Raw genomic sequence first — 15,809 nt, 5'->3', positions numbered from 1 at the left:
ACAATGGCGCTCGAATCGTTCATGACCCCGATCGGCACCCCCGCTCCCGACTTCACCCTGCCCGCCGTGGACGGTGAGAAGGTCTGGCTCGGCAGCTTCGACACCGACCCGGCCCTGCTGGTCATCTTCCTGTCCAATCACTGTCCCTACGTCCGCCGCATCGAGATCGCGCTCGGCGAGATCACGGCCGAACTGCGTCCACGCGGCCTGGCCACCATCGCCATCTGCAGCAACGACACCGAGCGCTATCCCGACGACAACGCCGAGCGCCTGCGCGAGCAGGTGCTGCGCGCCGGATTCGTGTTCCCCTACCTGATCGACGAGACCCAGGAGGTCGCCCGCAAATTCCGCGCGGCCTGCACGCCCGACCTGTTCCTCTACGACGCCGACCGCCGGCTGGCCTACCGCGGCCAATTCGATCCCGCCCGGCCCGGCAATCTGGTGCCCTCCGACGGCTCCACCCTGCGCACCGCCGTCGATCTCGTGCTCGCCGGAAAGCCGGTCCCCGAACCGCACATCCCCAGCATCGGCTGCGGCATCAAATGGAAGCCCGGCAACGAGCCGAAGTGACGAAGATCCGAAGGTGACGAGCCGGCGTCGTTCAGGTGACGACCGGCGCGCAGGCAATTTGACCATCGGCAACTAAACTGGACTCGGATATCCGGGAATCCGTGTGATCACTGCCAGACCGTCGAGGCGGTGACACGCGTCCCGAAGGCGAGCGAGGAGGTGGGGCCCATGTCGAGTACCGAGCAGCGACGGCTCGAGGTCCTGCGTGCGATCGTGGCGGACTACATCTCGACCAAGGAGCCGATCGGGTCCAAGACCCTGGTGGAACGGCACAATCTGGGCGTCTCCAGCGCCACGGTCCGCAACGATATGGCCGTGCTGGAGGCCGAGGGGTACATCACCCAGCCGCACACCAGCTCCGGGCGCATTCCGACCGATAAGGGCTACCGGCAGTTCGTCGACCACATCTCCGAGGTCAAGCCGCTGTCGAATGCCGAGCGGCGGGCCATTATGGAATTCCTGGAAAGCGGGGTCGACCTCGACGACGTACTGCGCCGCGGGGTGCGGCTGCTGGCGCAGCTGACCCGCCAGGTCGCCATGGTGCAGTACCCGACGGTGTCGGCCTCCACCGTCCGGCACATCGAGGTGGTGGCGCTCAATCCGGCGCGGTTGCTGCTCGTGGTGATCACCGACACCGGCCGCGTCGACCAGCGCCTGGTCGATCTGGGCAATGTGGTCGGCGAGGACGATCTGGCCGCACTGCGCGGAATGCTCGGCAAGGCGATGGAGGGCAAACGTCTCGCCATCGCCTCCGCCGCGGTCGCCGAACTGCCCGAGCATGCGCCGGCCCGATTGCGCGATGTGCTCGTGCGGGTGTCGACGGTGCTGGTGGAGACCCTCGTCGAGCATCCCGAAGAGCGGCTTGTGCTGGGTGGCACCGCCAATCTCACCCGCAATGCCTCCGATTTCGCGGGCAATGGCTTCCCCGGCTCGCTGCGCTCGGTGCTGGAGGCGCTCGAAGAGCAGGTCATCGTGCTGAAGCTGCTGGCAGCCGCCCAGCATCCGGGTACGGTTACCGTGCAGATCGGCGAGGAAACCAAAGTCGAGCAGATGCGTGGCACGGCCGTGGTGTCCACCGGATACGGGATGCCCGGTACCGTTCTAGGCGGTATGGGGGTTTTGGGCCCGACCCGCATGGACTATCCGGGGACCATCGCATCGGTCGCGGCTGTCGCACGGTATATCGGTGAGGTGCTCTCCGAAAGGTGAGCACGCTGACAGAGACGAAACAGGACTAGAGAGCTCAAGTGGCACGGGACTATTACGCACTGCTCGGCGTCGCACGCAACGCGACCGACCAGGAGATCAAGCGCGCCTACCGCAAGCTGGCGCGTGAACTGCATCCCGACGTCAACCCGGATCCGGAGGCGCAGGAACGGTTCCGGGAGGTGTCGACCGCCTACGAGGTGTTGACCGACGCCGAGAAGCGCCGCATCGTCGATCTGGGCGGGGATCCGCTCGAGAACGGCGGCGGCATGGGCGGCGGCTTCTCCGGCGCGGGCTTCGGCGGCCTCGGCGATGTCTTCGAGGCGTTCTTCGGCGGCATGAGCGGCTCGGGTCCGCGCAAGCCGCGCGGGCGCGTGCAGCCCGGTGCGGATTCGCTGCTGCGCACCCGGCTGTCGCTGCAGGAGTGCGCGGTCGGTGTCACCAAGCATCTGACCGTCGACACCGCCATCCTGTGCGATCTGTGCCAGGGCGCGGGCACCAATGGCAATTCCAAGCCGGTGCGCTGCGAAACCTGCGGCGGCGCCGGTGAAGTGCAGAGCGTGCAGCGCTCCTTCCTGGGCCAGGTCATGACCTCGCGGCCGTGCCCCACCTGCCGCGGCGCGGGCGAGACCATTCCCGATCCCTGCCGCAAGTGCGGCGGCGACGGCCGCGTGCGCTCGCGCCGGGAGATCGCCGCGCCGATCCCCGCCGGTGTGGCCGCCGGCATGCGCGTGCGCCTGGCCGCGCAGGGCGAGGTCGGCCCCGGCGGCGGTCCCGCCGGCGACCTCTACGTCGAGATCGTGGAGCAGCCGCACGACACCTTCGTGCGCGACGGCGACGATCTGCACTGCACCATTCGCGTGCCCATGGTGGACGCCGCCCTCGGCACCACCGTGGTCATCGACACCATCCTCGACGGCCCGGTGGAACTGACCATCCCCGCTGGCACCCAGCCCGGCGAGGCGTCGGTGCTGCGCGGCCACGGCATGCCCAAACTGCGCGCCCAGACCCGCGGCGACCTCATCGCCCACCTGGACATCGTGGTGCCCACCAAGCTGGACGCCAAGCAGACCGAACTGCTGCGCAAGTACAAGGGCCTGCGCGCCAGCGAGCGCACCGAGGTGCTCTCCACGCAGTCCGAGCACAACAGCGGGCTGTTCGCCCGCCTGCGCGCCTCCTTCAGCGGACGCTGACCCGGTGGCCGCCACCGTCTTCTACCTCGACGAGATCCCCGCCCCGGGTGCGACGGCGGTCCTGGACGGCCCCGAAGGCCGCCACGCCGCCACCGTCCGCCGCATCCGGGCGGGGGAGCCCATCACCCTCTCCGACGGGCACGGTGTGGTCGCCGAATCGGAAGTGGTTGCGGCCCAGAAGGACCGCCTCGAGCTGAAGGTCCTGAACCGCCGCCTCGCCGAGCCGGTGACCCCGCAGGTGACGGTGGTGCAGGCGCTCCCGAAGAACGACCGCTCCGAACTGGCCGTCGAACTGATGACGGAAGCAGGCGCGGACGCCATCGTCCCCTGGCAGGCCGCCCGCTGTGTCGCCAACTGGGAAGCCAAGGCACACAAGGCCGTCGAGAAATGGCGCGCCGCCGCCAAACAGGCCGCCCGCCAATCCCGCCGCCCCTACATCCCGGATGTGGCAGACCTGCACGCCACCCGGGACCTGATCGAGTTGGTGCGCACCGCCAAGGCCAACGGCGCGATAGTGGCAGCCCTCCACGAATCCGGCGAATCCCGCTTCACGGACCTGCCTTTCGCAGGTGTCCCCGAAGTCGTCCTCATCGTCGGCCCCGAAGGCGGCCTCGACGACTCCGAACTGCGCGCACTGTCCGAAGCGGGCGCGGACATCGTCCTCCTCGGCCCCACGGTGCTCCGCACCTCGACGGCCGCCGCCGTCGCGCTGGGCGCACTCGGCGCGCTGACACCGCGCTGGTGAAGACCGCAGTGGGGCGGCAAGCTTTCCCGTCAGGGCTGTTCGGGTGCCGCGCTGGCGGCCGGGCAGAGGCGCGGGCGAGAACGAATTCCGCGACGTGAGCCCTCAGCCGCGATCTGCTGCCACGACGGCGGCTGTCCGGATACGGGTGGTGATGCGCAGCCAGGCCGCCAGCCCTGCCGCGAGGCAGACGAGGACCGCGACGTAGATCGCCACTCCGGGCCAGCCGTGGCTGCCGAAGGCCAGGCCCGCGCCGCCGCCGATCACCGAATTGCCCGCGTAGTAGGCGAAGACGTAGAGGGAGGAGGCGGCGGCGCGGTTGCCGGTGGCGGCTGCGCCGACCCAGCCGCTGGCCACCGCGTGTGCGGCGAAGAAGCCTGCGGTGCAGAGCAATACGCCGAGCAGGAGTAGCGGCAGGCGATCGGGAACGGTGAGCGCCAGGCCGATGCCCATGGTTCCGATTGCCGCGATCAACACTCCGGCGCGGCCGAGGCGGTCGGACAGCCGTCCCGCGCAGGCTGCCGCGGTGGTGCCCGCGAGGTACATCACGAAGACCGAACCCGCTGTGGCCTCGGATAATTCGAAGGGGGAGCTGGTGAGCCGGTAGCCGAGGAAGTTGTAGACCGCGGTGAATCCGCCGGCCAGCACGAAGGCCAATCCGAACAGCGGCAGCAGGGTGCGGTGGCGCAGATGGCCCGCCAGATCCGTGGCCAGCGTGCGGATTCCGAGCGGGCGCGGGCTGAAACCGCGTGATTCCGGTAGCGCCTTCAGGAACCACAGCGTGCACACCGCCGCTGCCACCGCCACCGCCGCGGCGGCCCATCGCCAGGAGGCCGCTTCCAGGGTGACCGCCGGAATCAGCCGTCCCGCAAGCCCTCCCACGCTCGTCCCGGCCACGTAGACGCCCATGGCCGCGCCCAGGCCGGACGCGCCGATCTCTTCGGCCAGGTAGGTCATCGCCACCGCGGGCACCCCGGCCACGGCGATGCCCTGCACGGCGCGGCCGGTGAGCAGGGTTTCCAGCGACGGCGCGAAGGGCAGCAGGAGGCCGATGACGGCGGTTGTCACCGCGGACACCTGCATCACACGGGTGCGGCCGAAGCGGTCGGACAGCATACTCACCGGGATGATCGCGACGGCCAGCAGGCCGGTGGTCAGGGAGACCGCCAGGGCGGCGTGTGCCGGGGTCGCGCCGAAGGCGGCGGACAGGCTCGGGAGCAGGGCCTGGGCGCTGTACATCGAGGCGAAGGTGGTGAGGCCCGCCGCGAAGAGTGCGAGCGTGATCCGGCGGTCGTGCGGGACTGCGGTGACGGGCGCATCGGCGGCGGTGGAGGTCATTTTCTGAGCATGGATAACCAGTGCATCGAAAGGAAATGCATAATAATCTCGATGTTCATGCACTTATGGCATTAGTAGAGGTAGTTCACGAAGCCCGCAGTGTTGGACGTGACGAGTCGCACCGAAGTCCGATCGGCTCGAGCCGCACCGTGGACCGCTCCTCCCGAGCCGCACCGGAGGCCGATATGCCCAGCGACGATCTGTCCTGGTTCCTCACGCTCGCCGAACTCGAGCGCGTCGGTGCTGCCGCGGACCGGCTGCACATCGCACAGCCGACTCTGTCCCGCGTGCTGGCCCGGCTGGAGCGGCGTCTGGGTGTGCAGCTCTTCGATCGCCACGGGAAACGGCTCACTCTCAACGACTTCGGCCGCGTCTACTATGAGCACGCCCGCCGCGCCCAGGCCGAAATGGACGCTGCCGCAATGGCGCTCGCCGACCTCGCCAATCCGGCTCAGGGCGTGGTCCGGCTCGCCTTCCAGCACTCGCTCGGCGCACGCGTGGTGCCCGAACTGATCGCGGGTTTTCGCCGCACCTCCGGGCGCGTCACCTTCACTCTCGCCCAGGACGCCGCCGACACCGTCACCGCACTCGTGCTCTCGGGCGCCGCCGATCTCGGACTGGTCTCCCCGAAACCCACTGCGCCTCGGGTGGGTTGGCGACCCCTGCTACATCAGCGGCTGGGTCTGGCGGTTCCGGCCGACCACCGCTTGGCCACCCGTCGCCAAGTCCACTTGTCCGACGCCGCCGAATCGGACTTCATCGCCATGCATCCGGGTTTCGGCATGCGCCATGTCCTCGAAGACCTCTGTGCCGCAGCCGATTTCCGTCCGCGCATCAGTTTCGAGTGCAGCAATCTCACCACCATCGCCGGGCTGATCGCGGTCGGCCTGGGAGTCTCGATCCTGCCGCTCGACGACGCCCCCATGAACACCCCGCATCCCGGACTCGTCCTGCTCCCGCTGGCGGATTCGATCGCCGTGCGCGAAGTCGGCATGGTCTGGGCGCCGTCCGCCGCGCCGTCAGAGGCGGTCCGCCGCTTTCGCGACTTCACCGTCGCCTGGGCGGGCCGGCGGGGCTGAGGTCCAGCGGCCGTTCCGGTCACCGGCGCGGCTCGAGCCCGTGACGGTTGGACGTCTTCGCAGCTGGTAGCCCTATATTCACTGGGCGGTGTCGGTGGTCGGCGCTAAACTTTCATCAACGAAGCAAAGGCTCGAGACCGGAAAGCAGGCTATAGCCACTTTTGAGAACACCAGGCGAAATCGGCGACCAGAACACCCCCATTGCCGGCATCGGGGCCGGCGGCAACGGGTCCGGACCGGCGGGGCGGACCGTTCGTTCCAGCATCGAATTGGCACCGGAGTCGGTGTTCGGATTCCTGGGTTCGGCTGACGAGAACCTGCGTGAACTCGAGCGGCTTCTCGATGCCGACATCCATGTGCGCGGCAATTCCGTCACCCTCACCGGCAAGCCGGCCGATGTGGCCCTGGCCGAGCGGGTGGTGGCGCAGCTGGTGGCTTTGACCGCCCGCAATCGCGTCGTCTCCCCGGAGGCCGTCCGGCACACCTATTCCATGCTCACCGAGGGGTCCTCCGACTCTCCGGCCGAGGTGCTGAGCCTGGACATCCTGTCCCGGCGCGGTAAGACCATCCGGCCGAAGACCTTGAACCAGAAGCGCTATGTCGACGCCATCGACGCGCACACCATTGTGTTCGGCGTCGGCCCGGCCGGTACCGGCAAGACCTATCTGGCCATGGCCAAGGCCGTGCAGGCGCTGCAGACCAAGGCGGTCAACCGCATCATCCTGACCCGGCCCGCGGTCGAGGCGGGGGAGCGGCTGGGCTTCCTGCCGGGCACCCTCAACGAGAAGATCGACCCGTATCTGCGCCCGCTCTACGACGCGCTGCACGACATGATGGATCCCGAGGCCATTCCCAAGCTCATGGCTGCGGGCGTCATCGAGGTGGCGCCGCTGGCGTACATGCGCGGTCGCACGCTGAATGATTCGTTCATCATTCTCGACGAGGCGCAGAACACCACGGCCGAGCAGATGAAGATGTTCCTCACCCGCCTGGGCTTCGGGTCCAAGATCGTGGTGACCGGCGACGTGACCCAGGTCGACCTGCCGAACGGGTCGCGATCGGGCCTGCGGGCGGCGACGGAGATCCTCACCGATATCGACGACATCCATATTTCCGAGCTCACCAGCGCGGATGTGGTGCGGCACCGGCTGGTCGGAGCCATCGTCGACGCGTATGACCGGTACGAGTCGGAGAGCCGCCCGCCCGCGGCGGTCCACTATCCGGGAAACCGCGCGCAGCGACGTGCCGCGAGCCGCGCGGAGCGACGCTGATCTCGGCCGATACGCTTACCCGGTGAGTATCGAGATCGCCAATGAATCGGGTATCGAGGTATCCGAAGAAGAGCTGGTCAGCGTCGCGCGGTTCGTGATCGGTCAGATGGATGTGCATCCGGCGGCCGAGCTGTCGATGGTGCTGGTCGATCTCGACACCATGGCGGATCTGCACATGCGCTGGATGGACCTGCCGGGTCCGACCGATGTCATGTCCTTCCCCATGGACGAGCTGGAGCCGGGCGGGCGGCCCGATGCCGCCGAGCCCGGCCCCTCCATGCTCGGCGACATCGTGCTCTGCCCGGAGTTCGCGGCCCAGCAGGCCGAGAAGGCCGGCCACTCCATGGACCACGAGCTCGCGCTGCTGACCGTGCACGGCGTGCTGCACCTCCTCGGCTACGACCATGCCGAGCCCGAGGACGAGAAGGAGATGTTCGCGCTGCAGGCCTCGCTGCTGGAGGGCTGGTACGAGAGCCTGCGCGAGGCGCAGGTGCGGGCGGAGCTGGCCGAGCGGGATCGGCGGCTGCTGGGCAAGACCGGATTCACCGATGCCGGTGATCCGCTGGACCCGGCGTGAATTCATTCGTACTGCTGGTGCTGGCCATTGTGCTGGTGCCCGCGGGTGGCATTTTCGCGGCGCTGGATTCGGCGCTGAACACCATTTCCGCCGCCCGCGTGGAGGATATGGTGCGGGCCGAACGCACCGGTGCGGCGCGATTGCAGCGCATCATCGCCGATCGTCCGCGCTATGTGAATCTCATGGTGCTGCTGCGCATTTTGTGCGAGATCAGCGCCACGGTGCTGCTGGCGGCGGTGCTGCTGGACTGGATGGGCGAGGTCAAGGCGCTGCTGGTGACCGCGACGGTCATGGTGCTGGTCGACTATCTGGTGATCGGGGTCGGGCCGCGCACCCTCGGCCGCCAGCACGCCTATTCGCTGGCGCTGGGCGCCTCGCTGCCCCTGCAGGCCATCGGGACCATGCTGGGCCCGGTGAGCCGGTTGCTCATCCTGATCGGTAACGCCATCACCCCGGGTAAGGGATTCCGCAACGGCCCCTTCGCTTCCGAGATCGAGCTGCGCGAGGTCGTGGACCTGGCCGGTGAGCGCGGCGTGGTGGACGACGAGGAACGCCGGATGATCCAGTCGGTGTTCGAGCTCGGCGAGACCGCCGCCCGCGCGGTCATGGTGCCGCGCACCGAGATGGTGTGGATCGAGGCCGACAAGACCGCCTCGCAGGCCATGAATCTGGCTGTGCGGTCCGGACATTCGCGGATTCCGGTGATCGGCGAGAACGCCGACGACATTCTCGGCGTCGTGTATCTGAAAGACCTTGTGCCGTACGCGGATCGGAGCAAGAAGGTGCGGGTGCGCGAGGTCATGCGCCCCGCCGTCTTCGTGCCCGACTCCAAACCCCTGGACGCCCTGCTCGATGAAATGCAGCGCCGCCGCAACCATATGGCGCTGCTGGTGGACGAGTACGGCGGTATCGCCGGCCTGGTCACCATCGAGGATGTGCTGGAGGAGATCGTCGGCGAGATCATCGACGAGTACGACACCGACGAGATCAATCCGGTCGAGGACATCGGCCACGGCAAATACCGTGTCTCCGCGCGGCTTCCGGTGGAGGATCTGGGCGAGCTGTTCGATATGGAGATCGACGACGAGGATGTCGACACCGTCGGCGGCCTGCTCGCGCACGCCCTGGGCCGCGTACCGCTGCCGGGTTCCAAGGCCGTGATCCACGGCCTGCAATTGCGCGGCGAGGGCGGCGCGGACGCGCGCGGCCGGGTGCGGGTGCACACGGTCGTGGTGCGGCGCGCCCCGGACAAAGCCAAAACCGAACCGGCCGAACACAAGCCGGGCGGCGGCGCACACGAGGATGGAGAAGGCGATGATTGAATTGGATGCCGAGGACAACAAGCTGCTGATCCTCGCTCGTGGCGCGATGGGGCGTACCGGCGGCAGCGGCGGCGCGGCGGTGCGCGATCACGACGGGCGCACCTACGCGGCCGGTGAGGTGAGCCTGGCGGCGCTGCGGCTGACCGCCCTGCAGGCCGCGGTGGCGGCGGCCGTCTCCAGCGGCGCCGAGGGATTCGAGTGCGCGGTCGTGGTCGCGGGCAAGTTCTCCGATCAGGGCGTGGCCGCGGTGCGCGAGGTATCGCCTTCGGCGCGAGTCATTTTCACCGACGCCAAGGGCGCGGTGTTCGAAATGCTGGAGGGCCCCGTGGAGGGCGATCCGGCGACCCGGCCCGGCATTCCCGAGGGCTTCGATCTGGAAACCGAGTCGGAGGTATACGAGTGAGCAATTCCAAGGACGAATTCCGTTCGGGCTTCGTGTGTTTCGTGGGCCGGCCGAACACCGGCAAGTCCACGCTGACCAATGCCCTGGTGGGGCAGAAGATCGCCATCACCTCCTCGCGCCCGCAGACCACCCGGCACACCATCCGCGGCATCGTGCACCGCGAGCACGCCCAGCTCATCCTGGTCGACACCCCCGGCCTGCACCGGCCGCGCACCCTGCTCGGGCAGCGGCTCAACGACCTGGTGCGCGATACCTATTCCGAGGTCGACGTCATCGCCCTCTGCATCCCGGCGGACGAGAAGATCGGGCCCGGCGATCGCTGGATCGTGGAGCAGGTCAAGATGATGGCGCCCAAGACCACCCTGCTCGGCGTGGTCACCAAGATCGACAAGGTGAACCGCGACCAGGTCGCGCACCAGCTCATGGCCGTCTCCCAGCTGCTCGGTCCCGAGGCCGATGTGGTGCCGGTGTCGGCGGTCAAGGGTGAGCAGGTCGAGGTGCTCATCGATGTCATCGCCTCGAAGATGCCCGAGGGCCCGGCGTTCTACCCGGACGGCGAGCTCACCGACGAGCCCGAGGAAACCCTCATGGCCGAGCTCATTCGCGAGGCCGCACTGGAGGGCGTGCGCGATGAGCTACCGCATTCGCTCGCGGTGGTCATCGAGGAGGTGCTCGAGCGCGAGGAGAACGAGGACGAATCCGAGGGCAAGCGCTCCGCCCCCGGCATGCTCGACGTCCACGCCCTGCTCTACGTCGAACGCCCCAGCCAGAAGGCCATCATCATCGGCAAGGGCGGCGCGCGGCTCAAAGAGGTCGGCACCAATGCCCGCAAGCAGATCGAGCACATTCTCGGCGTGCGCATCTACCTGCACCTGCACGTCAAGGTCGCCAAGGACTGGCAGCGCGATCCGAAGCAGCTCGGCAAGCTCGGCTTCTAAGCGTGTGGACAGAAGTCCCACTCGTCATCCCGGCGTGCTTTTGGCCGGGATCCACCACGCCGTGCGAGATTCCGGCCAAAGCACGCCGGAATGACGGGGAGAACTTTCGAGCAGGCGCTTAGCCGACCGGGAGCGCTGTTCCAGCGGTCGTGCGTGCCTCCTGCGCGGTGACCGCGTGCTTCGGCAGGGGCGTCACCGCAAGGGATTGCGGCCACGGGATCCGGTGCGGGTCAGCGGATTCGGGTCACGCGACGGGCCGGCTCCACCAGTCGGTGGGGCGCTGGTCGTACCACTTCAGCTCGGATTCCAGTTGGGCGGCAACGGAAACCAGCAGCGGCTCGGAGTCGGCGGGACCCATGAGCTGCGCGCCGACCGGCAGGCCGCTCGCGGTGAAGCCCGCGGGGACGTTCACCGCGGGCCAGCCCAGCACATTCCACGGCCAGGTGTAAGGGCACGCGGCGGTGATGAGCGCGTCCGTGGCCCAGTTGCCGATGCCGTCGATCTCGTGCACGCCCGGGGGAGGGGTGGCCGTGGTCGGGGCCAGGACGATGTCGTGGTCGTGGAAGAAGCGGCCGATTCGCATGCGCAGCAAGGGTTCCGCCTGGCGGGCGGCGAACAGCAGCGGTTCCAGGATGCGGCCGGTGAGCGCATTGGACTTGGTGCGCGGGTCCACGACCGCGTCGGGCAGGCGGTTCAGGGCCTCCCGGATGCCGACCATGGAGCGCGGCAGGAAGGTCGCGCCCATGAGGACGCCGTAGTTCAGGTCCGCGATGGTCACCTCGTGGCCGAGGCGGCGCAATGTGTTCGCCGTGGCGTGGACGCGCGCTTCCACCTCGCGATCGAGCGCGGTTCTGGTGGCGGTGAACGGGATTCGCAGCGAGAGCGCGATGCGCAGCCGGCCCGGATCGCGCCCGACGGCGTCGGAGACCCGCAGCGCGCGCGGCGTGTGCTTGTCGCCGGGATGCGGTCCGGCGGCGGCATCGAGCAGCAGTGCGGCATCGGCGACGGTCCGGGCGAGCGGCCCGTTCACGGTGAGCCCGTGGAACGCTTCGGGCAGCGGCCAGGTGGAGATGCGCCCGCGCTGCGGCTTGATGCCCACCAGGTTGTTCCACGCCGACGGGATGCGCACCGACCCGGCGCCGTCGGAACCCAGTGCGGCGGGGACCAATCCGGCCGCCACGGCCGCCGCGGACCCACCGGAGGAGCCGCCCGGGGTGTGTCCCGCGCTCCACGGGTTCCGGGTGTGCCCGAACGCGTCACCGCTGGTGAACGGCAGCTGCCCGAGCTCGCAGGTATTGGTCTTGCCGACGATCACGGCGCCGGCCGCTCGGAGCCGCCGAACCGATTCGGCGTCTTCGGTTTTCATCGGAAACTCGCCGCCGCATCCGAAGGCCGTGGGCGTCCCGGCGAGATCGGTGTCGTCCTTGATGGCGATCGGCACCCCGAGCAGCGGGGCCCGTTCCCCCGCGGCGAGCTTGCGGTCCGCCGCGGCGGCCTCGGCCAGCGCGGCTTCGCGCCGCACGATCCGGAAGGCATTGAGCGTGCTCTGACTGGCCTCGATCCGATCGAGAGCCGCGCCGGTCGCCTCCACCGAGGTGACCTCACCCTTCGCCAGCGCCGCCGCCAGCTCCGCCAGTCCGTATTCGCCAACCGACGCCATCGTCATGTGAACCCCGTCTCCCTGCCGTACCGGGGAAACGTAGCGCGATTCTGGTCACACGTCCAATGCCTGTCATCCGACTGGTACGGGAGTGCGAGCCCGCCGAGACGCGCGTCAGGCGAGGTCTTTGGCGAGGATGTACTCGACGGCGCCCGGCGGAAAGTCGGGCACCTCGCCGACGATCCGGAAGCCGTGGCCGAGATAGAACTTGGGCGACTGGAAATCCCAGGTCTCGGTGCGCGCGCGAGTGCAGCCCCGCGCCTTGGCGATCTCCTCGGCGGCGGCGAGCAGCCGTCCGCCCAGCCCGCCCCCGCGATGCTCCTCGTGCACCCAGAACATATCGATGACCAGCCAGTCCGCCCAGGTGCGCCCGGTGAGCCCGCCGATCATCCGCCCCTCCTGGAGCAGGTAGACCTGCACCGGCTCATCGCCTTGCTCGGGCAGCTGATTCAGCCGCCGCAGCACCGGCGAATGCGCGCTGTTGTACTCGTCGAGCCGCTCCTCCAGCAATGCCAGCCGCTCCTCGCTGAGCTGCGCCTCCAGCACTACCCCGGACACCGTTTCCGAATTGGTCACCGCCCCATCATGATCGCCCCCCAGCCCGGCGGCCAGCGATTTACCATCGCCGGCCACCCGGCCGAAACCCGCGGCCGGTACACGCCCCGCGACACTGTGCTCCCCGGTCGGTCCTTCGTGCGAGACTGTTGCGGTGCGGTTGTATCGGGATCATGCGGTGGTGTTGCGCCAGCACAAGCTGGGCGAGGCCGACCGTATCGTCACCCTCCTGACCCGCCAGCACGGCCTGGTCCGCGCGGTCGCCAAGGGCGTCCGCCGCACCCGTTCCAAATTCGGCGCGCGCCTCGAGCCGTTCGCCTACATCGACGTGCAACTCCACCCCGGCCGCAACCTCGACGTGGTCACCCAGGTGCACACCGTCGAATCCTTCGCCGCCGACATCGTCGCCGACTACGGCCGCTACACCACCGCCTGCGCCGTCCTGGAAACCGCCGAACGCCTGGCCGGCGAGGAACGCGCCCCCGCGCCCCGCCTGCACACCCTCACCGCCGGAGCCTTGCGCGCCATCGCCCTCGGCCAGCGCCCCCACGAACTGATCCTCGACGCATTCCTGCTACGCGCCATGGGTTTCGCCGGCTGGGCCCCCGCCCTCGACGACTGCGCCCGCTGCGCCACCCCCGGCCCCCACCGCGCCTTCCACGTCGCGGCGGGCGGCGCCGTCTGCGTCCACTGCCGCCCCCCGGGCGCCGCCACCCCCATGGTCGGCGTTCTCGACCACATGAGCGCCCTCCACCGCGGCGACTGGTCCGGCGTCACCGCCATCCCCGACCACATGCGCCGCCAAGCCAGCGGCCTCATCGCCGCCCACCTGCAATGGCACCTCGAACGCCAGCTCCGCACCCTGCCCCTCATCGAGCGCACCCGCCCGCACGAGGCCGCCGACCAGATCGAATCCGCCGCCGCAATCGGCTGATCACCGGGTCGCTCCGAGCCGATGTGCGGAGTTCGTGGAGTTCTCGTGCGAATCCCGTGGTCGAAGTCGGGCGTGTTCCGGCATCGGGCAGGATAGTGGCGTGATCGGTAACCGTAAGCCCTCCACAGCACTGCGCACCGTGCGTCCGCCGTCGCCGCATCCGTCGGGGGCCACCCCGCCCGCTATTCCGGCCGAGTTCGTGCCCAAGCACGTGGCGCTCGTAATGGACGGGAACGGACGGTGGGCGCAGGATCGTGGGCTGCCGCGGACCGCGGGGCACGAGCGCGGGGAAGCGGTGTTGATGGACACCGTGGAGGGGTGCATCGAGATCGGGGTGAAGTGGCTTTCGGCGTACGCGTTCTCCACCGAGAACTGGAAGCGGAGCCCGGATGAGGTGCGGTTCCTCATGGGGTTCAACCGCGATGTCATCCGGCGGCGGCGCGATGAGATGCACGAGATGGGGGTGCGCGTGCGGTGGGCGGGGCGGCGACCGCGGTTGTGGCGCAGCGTGATCAAGGAATTGGAGATCGCGGAGGAGCTCACGCAGGACAATACGGTGATGACGCTCACCATGTGCGTGAACTACGGCGGGCGGGCCGAGATCGCCGATGCCGCACGGGAAATCGCGCGGCGGGTGGCGGCGGGGGAGCTGGATCCGGAGAAGGTGAACGAGGCCACCGTCGCACGCTATCTGGATGAACCGGATATGCCGGATGTGGATCTGTTCCTGCGGCCCTCGGGTGAGCTGCGGTCCTCGAACTTCCTGATCTGGCAGTCGGCGTACGCCGAATTCGTGTTCCAGCACACGCTTTTCCCGGATTTCGATCGGCGCAACCTGTGGGAGGCGTGCCTGGAGTACGCCAAGCGCGATCGCCGGTTCGGCGGCGTGAAGTGAGCGACGAGCTGACCGCTGCCGAGGAGCTGCAGGCGCGGGCGGGGGCCTGCCTGCTGCGCTACGACGTCGATGTGCGCGTCGAGGACGGCGGCCTCGGATTCGAATTCGACGGCGCGCTGTGCTCGCTGCGCGCGGTCAATCTCGCGCCCGGCCTCGACGTGCTCACGCTGACCTGCGTGCTGGCCTGGGATCGCCCGCTGAAACCGCAGCTGCACAAGCGCGTTGCCGAGCGCAATGCCGCGCTGCAGTTCGGCTCCATCACCGTCGTCGGCCACGACAAGCAGGCCGATGTGATCCTGCGCTACACCTTCCCCGCCGCCGGGCTGGACGACGAGGCGTTGGCGACGATGCTGCTGCTCGTGCTGTCCGGAGCCGGGCGGGCGCGGCAGGGCTTGCTGCCCTGAGGGGCCGCCGCCTCGCGGCCGGTGCACACCAGGGGTGTGAACCTCGAAACTTGTTCAGCCGTGGGTGATTTGGCCGGCGGTGGCGCGGTAGTCGGGGAACAGCTGGGTGACGCCGCGGGCCAGGGTTTCCGGATCGGTGTCGCCCAGGATGAGGTATTGCAGGATGAATCCGGGTAGCACGCCGAGCAGGGCCTTGGCCACGGCGTCGGTGTCGGCGTCCGGCGGGAGCCAGCCGACCTCGACCATGCGCTCGGCGTAGTCGCGCCACAGCCGGCGGATGCCGCCGATATTGGTGCGGACGTAATCGCCGATATTGGGATCGGTGAGGGCCAGGGCCCACGCCTGGGGGATGAGCCGCACCGGGCCGCCGGGGGCGCTGAGGGTGACGATGGTTTCGGCGATGGTGCGAATGAGTTCCGGGGGAGTGGGGAGCGGGTCGCTGTGCACGGCTTCGCTGAGGGACGCCCGTAGATCGACCGTGGCTTCGGTGGTGAGGGCCGAGATGATGTCGTCCTTGGACTTGAAGTAGCGGTACACCGCACCCGCGGACAGGCCGGACTCGGCGAAGACGTCCTGCATGGTGGTGGTGTGAAGGCCCTTGCGGGCGAAGCACGTTTGCGCGGCGTCGAGGATCTGCTGCCTGCGGCGTTCCAGGTGTTCTTCGCTGACTCGGGGCATGCGTCCAAAGTAAAACGAATATCCGTTCTTGACAAGCTGACAGC

General features: G+C 68.8%; 17 protein-coding genes. 13 read left to right on the top strand and 4 right to left on the bottom strand.

Annotation, left to right across the window (positions count from 1 at the left end):
• The first annotated feature begins 3 nt into the window (after positions 1-3).
• From ACYQ5L_RS28720 to ACYQ5L_RS28705, 4 genes are all read left to right on the top strand, one after another.
• Positions 4-570: a thioredoxin family protein gene (locus ACYQ5L_RS28720; protein ID WP_459961356.1), complete on the top strand. Its 567-nt coding sequence runs from the start codon at positions 4-6 to the stop codon at positions 568-570.
• Between the two features lie 168 nt (positions 571-738).
• Complete coding sequence (hrcA, locus tag ACYQ5L_RS28715; protein WP_459961355.1) at positions 739-1,779, top strand: heat-inducible transcriptional repressor HrcA; 1,041 nt, start codon at positions 739-741, stop codon at positions 1,777-1,779.
• A gap of 38 nt (positions 1,780-1,817) precedes the next feature.
• Positions 1,818-2,969, top strand: a complete 1,152-nt coding sequence (dnaJ, locus tag ACYQ5L_RS28710) for a molecular chaperone DnaJ (protein WP_459961354.1) — start codon at positions 1,818-1,820, stop codon at positions 2,967-2,969.
• A 4-nt stretch (positions 2,970-2,973) separates the two neighbouring features.
• A complete protein-coding gene (locus ACYQ5L_RS28705; RefSeq protein ID WP_459961353.1) occupies positions 2,974-3,714 on the top strand; it encodes a 16S rRNA (uracil(1498)-N(3))-methyltransferase in 741 nt (246 codons plus the stop codon).
• Between the two features lie 102 nt (positions 3,715-3,816).
• On the opposite strand, the gene ACYQ5L_RS28700 is transcribed toward ACYQ5L_RS28705, so the two are convergent.
• Positions 3,817-5,049, bottom strand: coding sequence for an MFS transporter (locus tag ACYQ5L_RS28700; RefSeq protein WP_459961352.1), 1,233 nt, complete (start codon positions 5,047-5,049; stop codon positions 3,817-3,819).
• Between the two features lie 185 nt (positions 5,050-5,234).
• Between ACYQ5L_RS28700 and ACYQ5L_RS28695 the strand changes: the two genes are divergently transcribed.
• The 6 genes from ACYQ5L_RS28695 (at position 5,235) to era (ending at position 10,639) form a co-directional block, all read left to right on the top strand.
• Entirely contained in the window at positions 5,235-6,128 is an 894-nt protein-coding gene (locus ACYQ5L_RS28695) for a LysR family transcriptional regulator (protein ID WP_459961351.1), read from the top strand.
• A 200-nt stretch (positions 6,129-6,328) separates the two neighbouring features.
• Positions 6,329-7,399, top strand: a complete 1,071-nt coding sequence (locus ACYQ5L_RS28690; RefSeq protein WP_379196350.1) for a PhoH family protein — start codon at positions 6,329-6,331, stop codon at positions 7,397-7,399.
• Between the two features lie 22 nt (positions 7,400-7,421).
• Complete coding sequence (gene ybeY, locus ACYQ5L_RS28685; protein ID WP_459961350.1) at positions 7,422-7,976, top strand: rRNA maturation RNase YbeY; 555 nt, start codon at positions 7,422-7,424, stop codon at positions 7,974-7,976.
• On the top strand, positions 7,973-9,298 hold the full coding sequence (locus tag ACYQ5L_RS28680) for a hemolysin family protein (protein WP_459961349.1): 1,326 nt from the start codon (positions 7,973-7,975) through the stop codon (positions 9,296-9,298). The genes ybeY and ACYQ5L_RS28680 overlap by 4 nt, the downstream gene beginning before the upstream one ends.
• Positions 9,291-9,701 (top strand): cytidine deaminase, encoded by a 411-nt coding sequence (locus ACYQ5L_RS28675; RefSeq protein ID WP_459961348.1) that lies wholly within the window; start codon positions 9,291-9,293, stop codon positions 9,699-9,701. Before ACYQ5L_RS28680 ends, ACYQ5L_RS28675 begins: the two co-directional genes overlap by 8 nt.
• On the top strand, positions 9,698-10,639 hold the full coding sequence (gene era / locus ACYQ5L_RS28670) for a GTPase Era (RefSeq protein ID WP_459961347.1): 942 nt from the start codon (positions 9,698-9,700) through the stop codon (positions 10,637-10,639). The genes ACYQ5L_RS28675 and era overlap by 4 nt, the downstream gene beginning before the upstream one ends.
• A 244-nt stretch (positions 10,640-10,883) precedes the next feature.
• On the opposite strand, the gene ACYQ5L_RS28665 is transcribed toward era, so the two are convergent.
• Both ACYQ5L_RS28665 and ACYQ5L_RS28660 read right to left on the bottom strand, forming a co-directional pair.
• A complete protein-coding gene (locus ACYQ5L_RS28665; protein WP_459961346.1) occupies positions 10,884-12,305 on the bottom strand; it encodes an amidase in 1,422 nt (473 codons plus the stop codon).
• Between the two features lie 108 nt (positions 12,306-12,413).
• Positions 12,414-12,875 (bottom strand): GNAT family N-acetyltransferase, encoded by a 462-nt coding sequence (locus ACYQ5L_RS28660; protein WP_459961345.1) that lies wholly within the window; start codon positions 12,873-12,875, stop codon positions 12,414-12,416.
• Positions 12,876-13,008: 133 nt separating this feature from the next.
• Between ACYQ5L_RS28660 and recO the strand changes: the two genes are divergently transcribed.
• The 3 genes from recO to ACYQ5L_RS28645 all read left to right on the top strand — a co-directional run bounded on the left by recO (position 13,009) and on the right by ACYQ5L_RS28645 (position 15,087).
• On the top strand, positions 13,009-13,788 hold the full coding sequence (recO, locus tag ACYQ5L_RS28655) for a DNA repair protein RecO (protein WP_459961344.1): 780 nt from the start codon (positions 13,009-13,011) through the stop codon (positions 13,786-13,788).
• A gap of 100 nt (positions 13,789-13,888) precedes the next feature.
• Positions 13,889-14,683, top strand: a complete 795-nt coding sequence (locus ACYQ5L_RS28650; RefSeq protein ID WP_459961343.1) for an isoprenyl transferase — start codon at positions 13,889-13,891, stop codon at positions 14,681-14,683.
• A complete protein-coding gene (locus tag ACYQ5L_RS28645; protein WP_459961342.1) occupies positions 14,680-15,087 on the top strand; it encodes a CesT family type III secretion system chaperone in 408 nt (135 codons plus the stop codon). Before ACYQ5L_RS28650 ends, ACYQ5L_RS28645 begins: the two co-directional genes overlap by 4 nt.
• Before the next feature lie 54 nt (positions 15,088-15,141).
• Here ACYQ5L_RS28645 and ACYQ5L_RS28640 read toward each other — a convergent pair whose 3' ends face one another.
• The gene (locus tag ACYQ5L_RS28640) at positions 15,142-15,765 is read right to left on the bottom strand and encodes a TetR/AcrR family transcriptional regulator (RefSeq protein WP_459961341.1); all 624 of its coding nucleotides are present in this window, start codon (positions 15,763-15,765) and stop codon (positions 15,142-15,144) included.
• Between the last annotated feature and the right edge of the window lie 44 nt (positions 15,766-15,809).

This window comes from Nocardia sp. IFM 10818 (genome assembly GCF_054655275.1).
This window is presented reverse-complemented; position numbering and strand designations above follow the sequence as displayed.

Excerpts from the sequence above, each read along its gene's own strand:
- ACYQ5L_RS28640 (WP_459961341.1), bottom strand. The coding sequence starts at position 15,765 with ATGCCCCGAGTCAGCGAAGAACACCTGGAACGCCGCAGGCAGCAGATC.
- hrcA (WP_459961355.1), top strand. The coding sequence starts at position 739 with ATGTCGAGTACCGAGCAGCGACGGCTCGAGGTCCTGCGTGCGATCGTG.
- ACYQ5L_RS28700 (WP_459961352.1), bottom strand. The coding sequence starts at position 5,049 with ATGACCTCCACCGCCGCCGATGCGCCCGTCACCGCAGTCCCGCACGAC.
- ACYQ5L_RS28695 (WP_459961351.1), top strand. The coding sequence starts at position 5,235 with ATGCCCAGCGACGATCTGTCCTGGTTCCTCACGCTCGCCGAACTCGAG.
- ACYQ5L_RS28665 (WP_459961346.1), bottom strand. The coding sequence starts at position 12,305 with ATGACGATGGCGTCGGTTGGCGAATACGGACTGGCGGAGCTGGCGGCG.
- ACYQ5L_RS28720 (WP_459961356.1), top strand. The coding sequence starts at position 4 with ATGGCGCTCGAATCGTTCATGACCCCGATCGGCACCCCCGCTCCCGAC.
- ACYQ5L_RS28675 (WP_459961348.1), top strand. The coding sequence starts at position 9,291 with ATGATTGAATTGGATGCCGAGGACAACAAGCTGCTGATCCTCGCTCGT.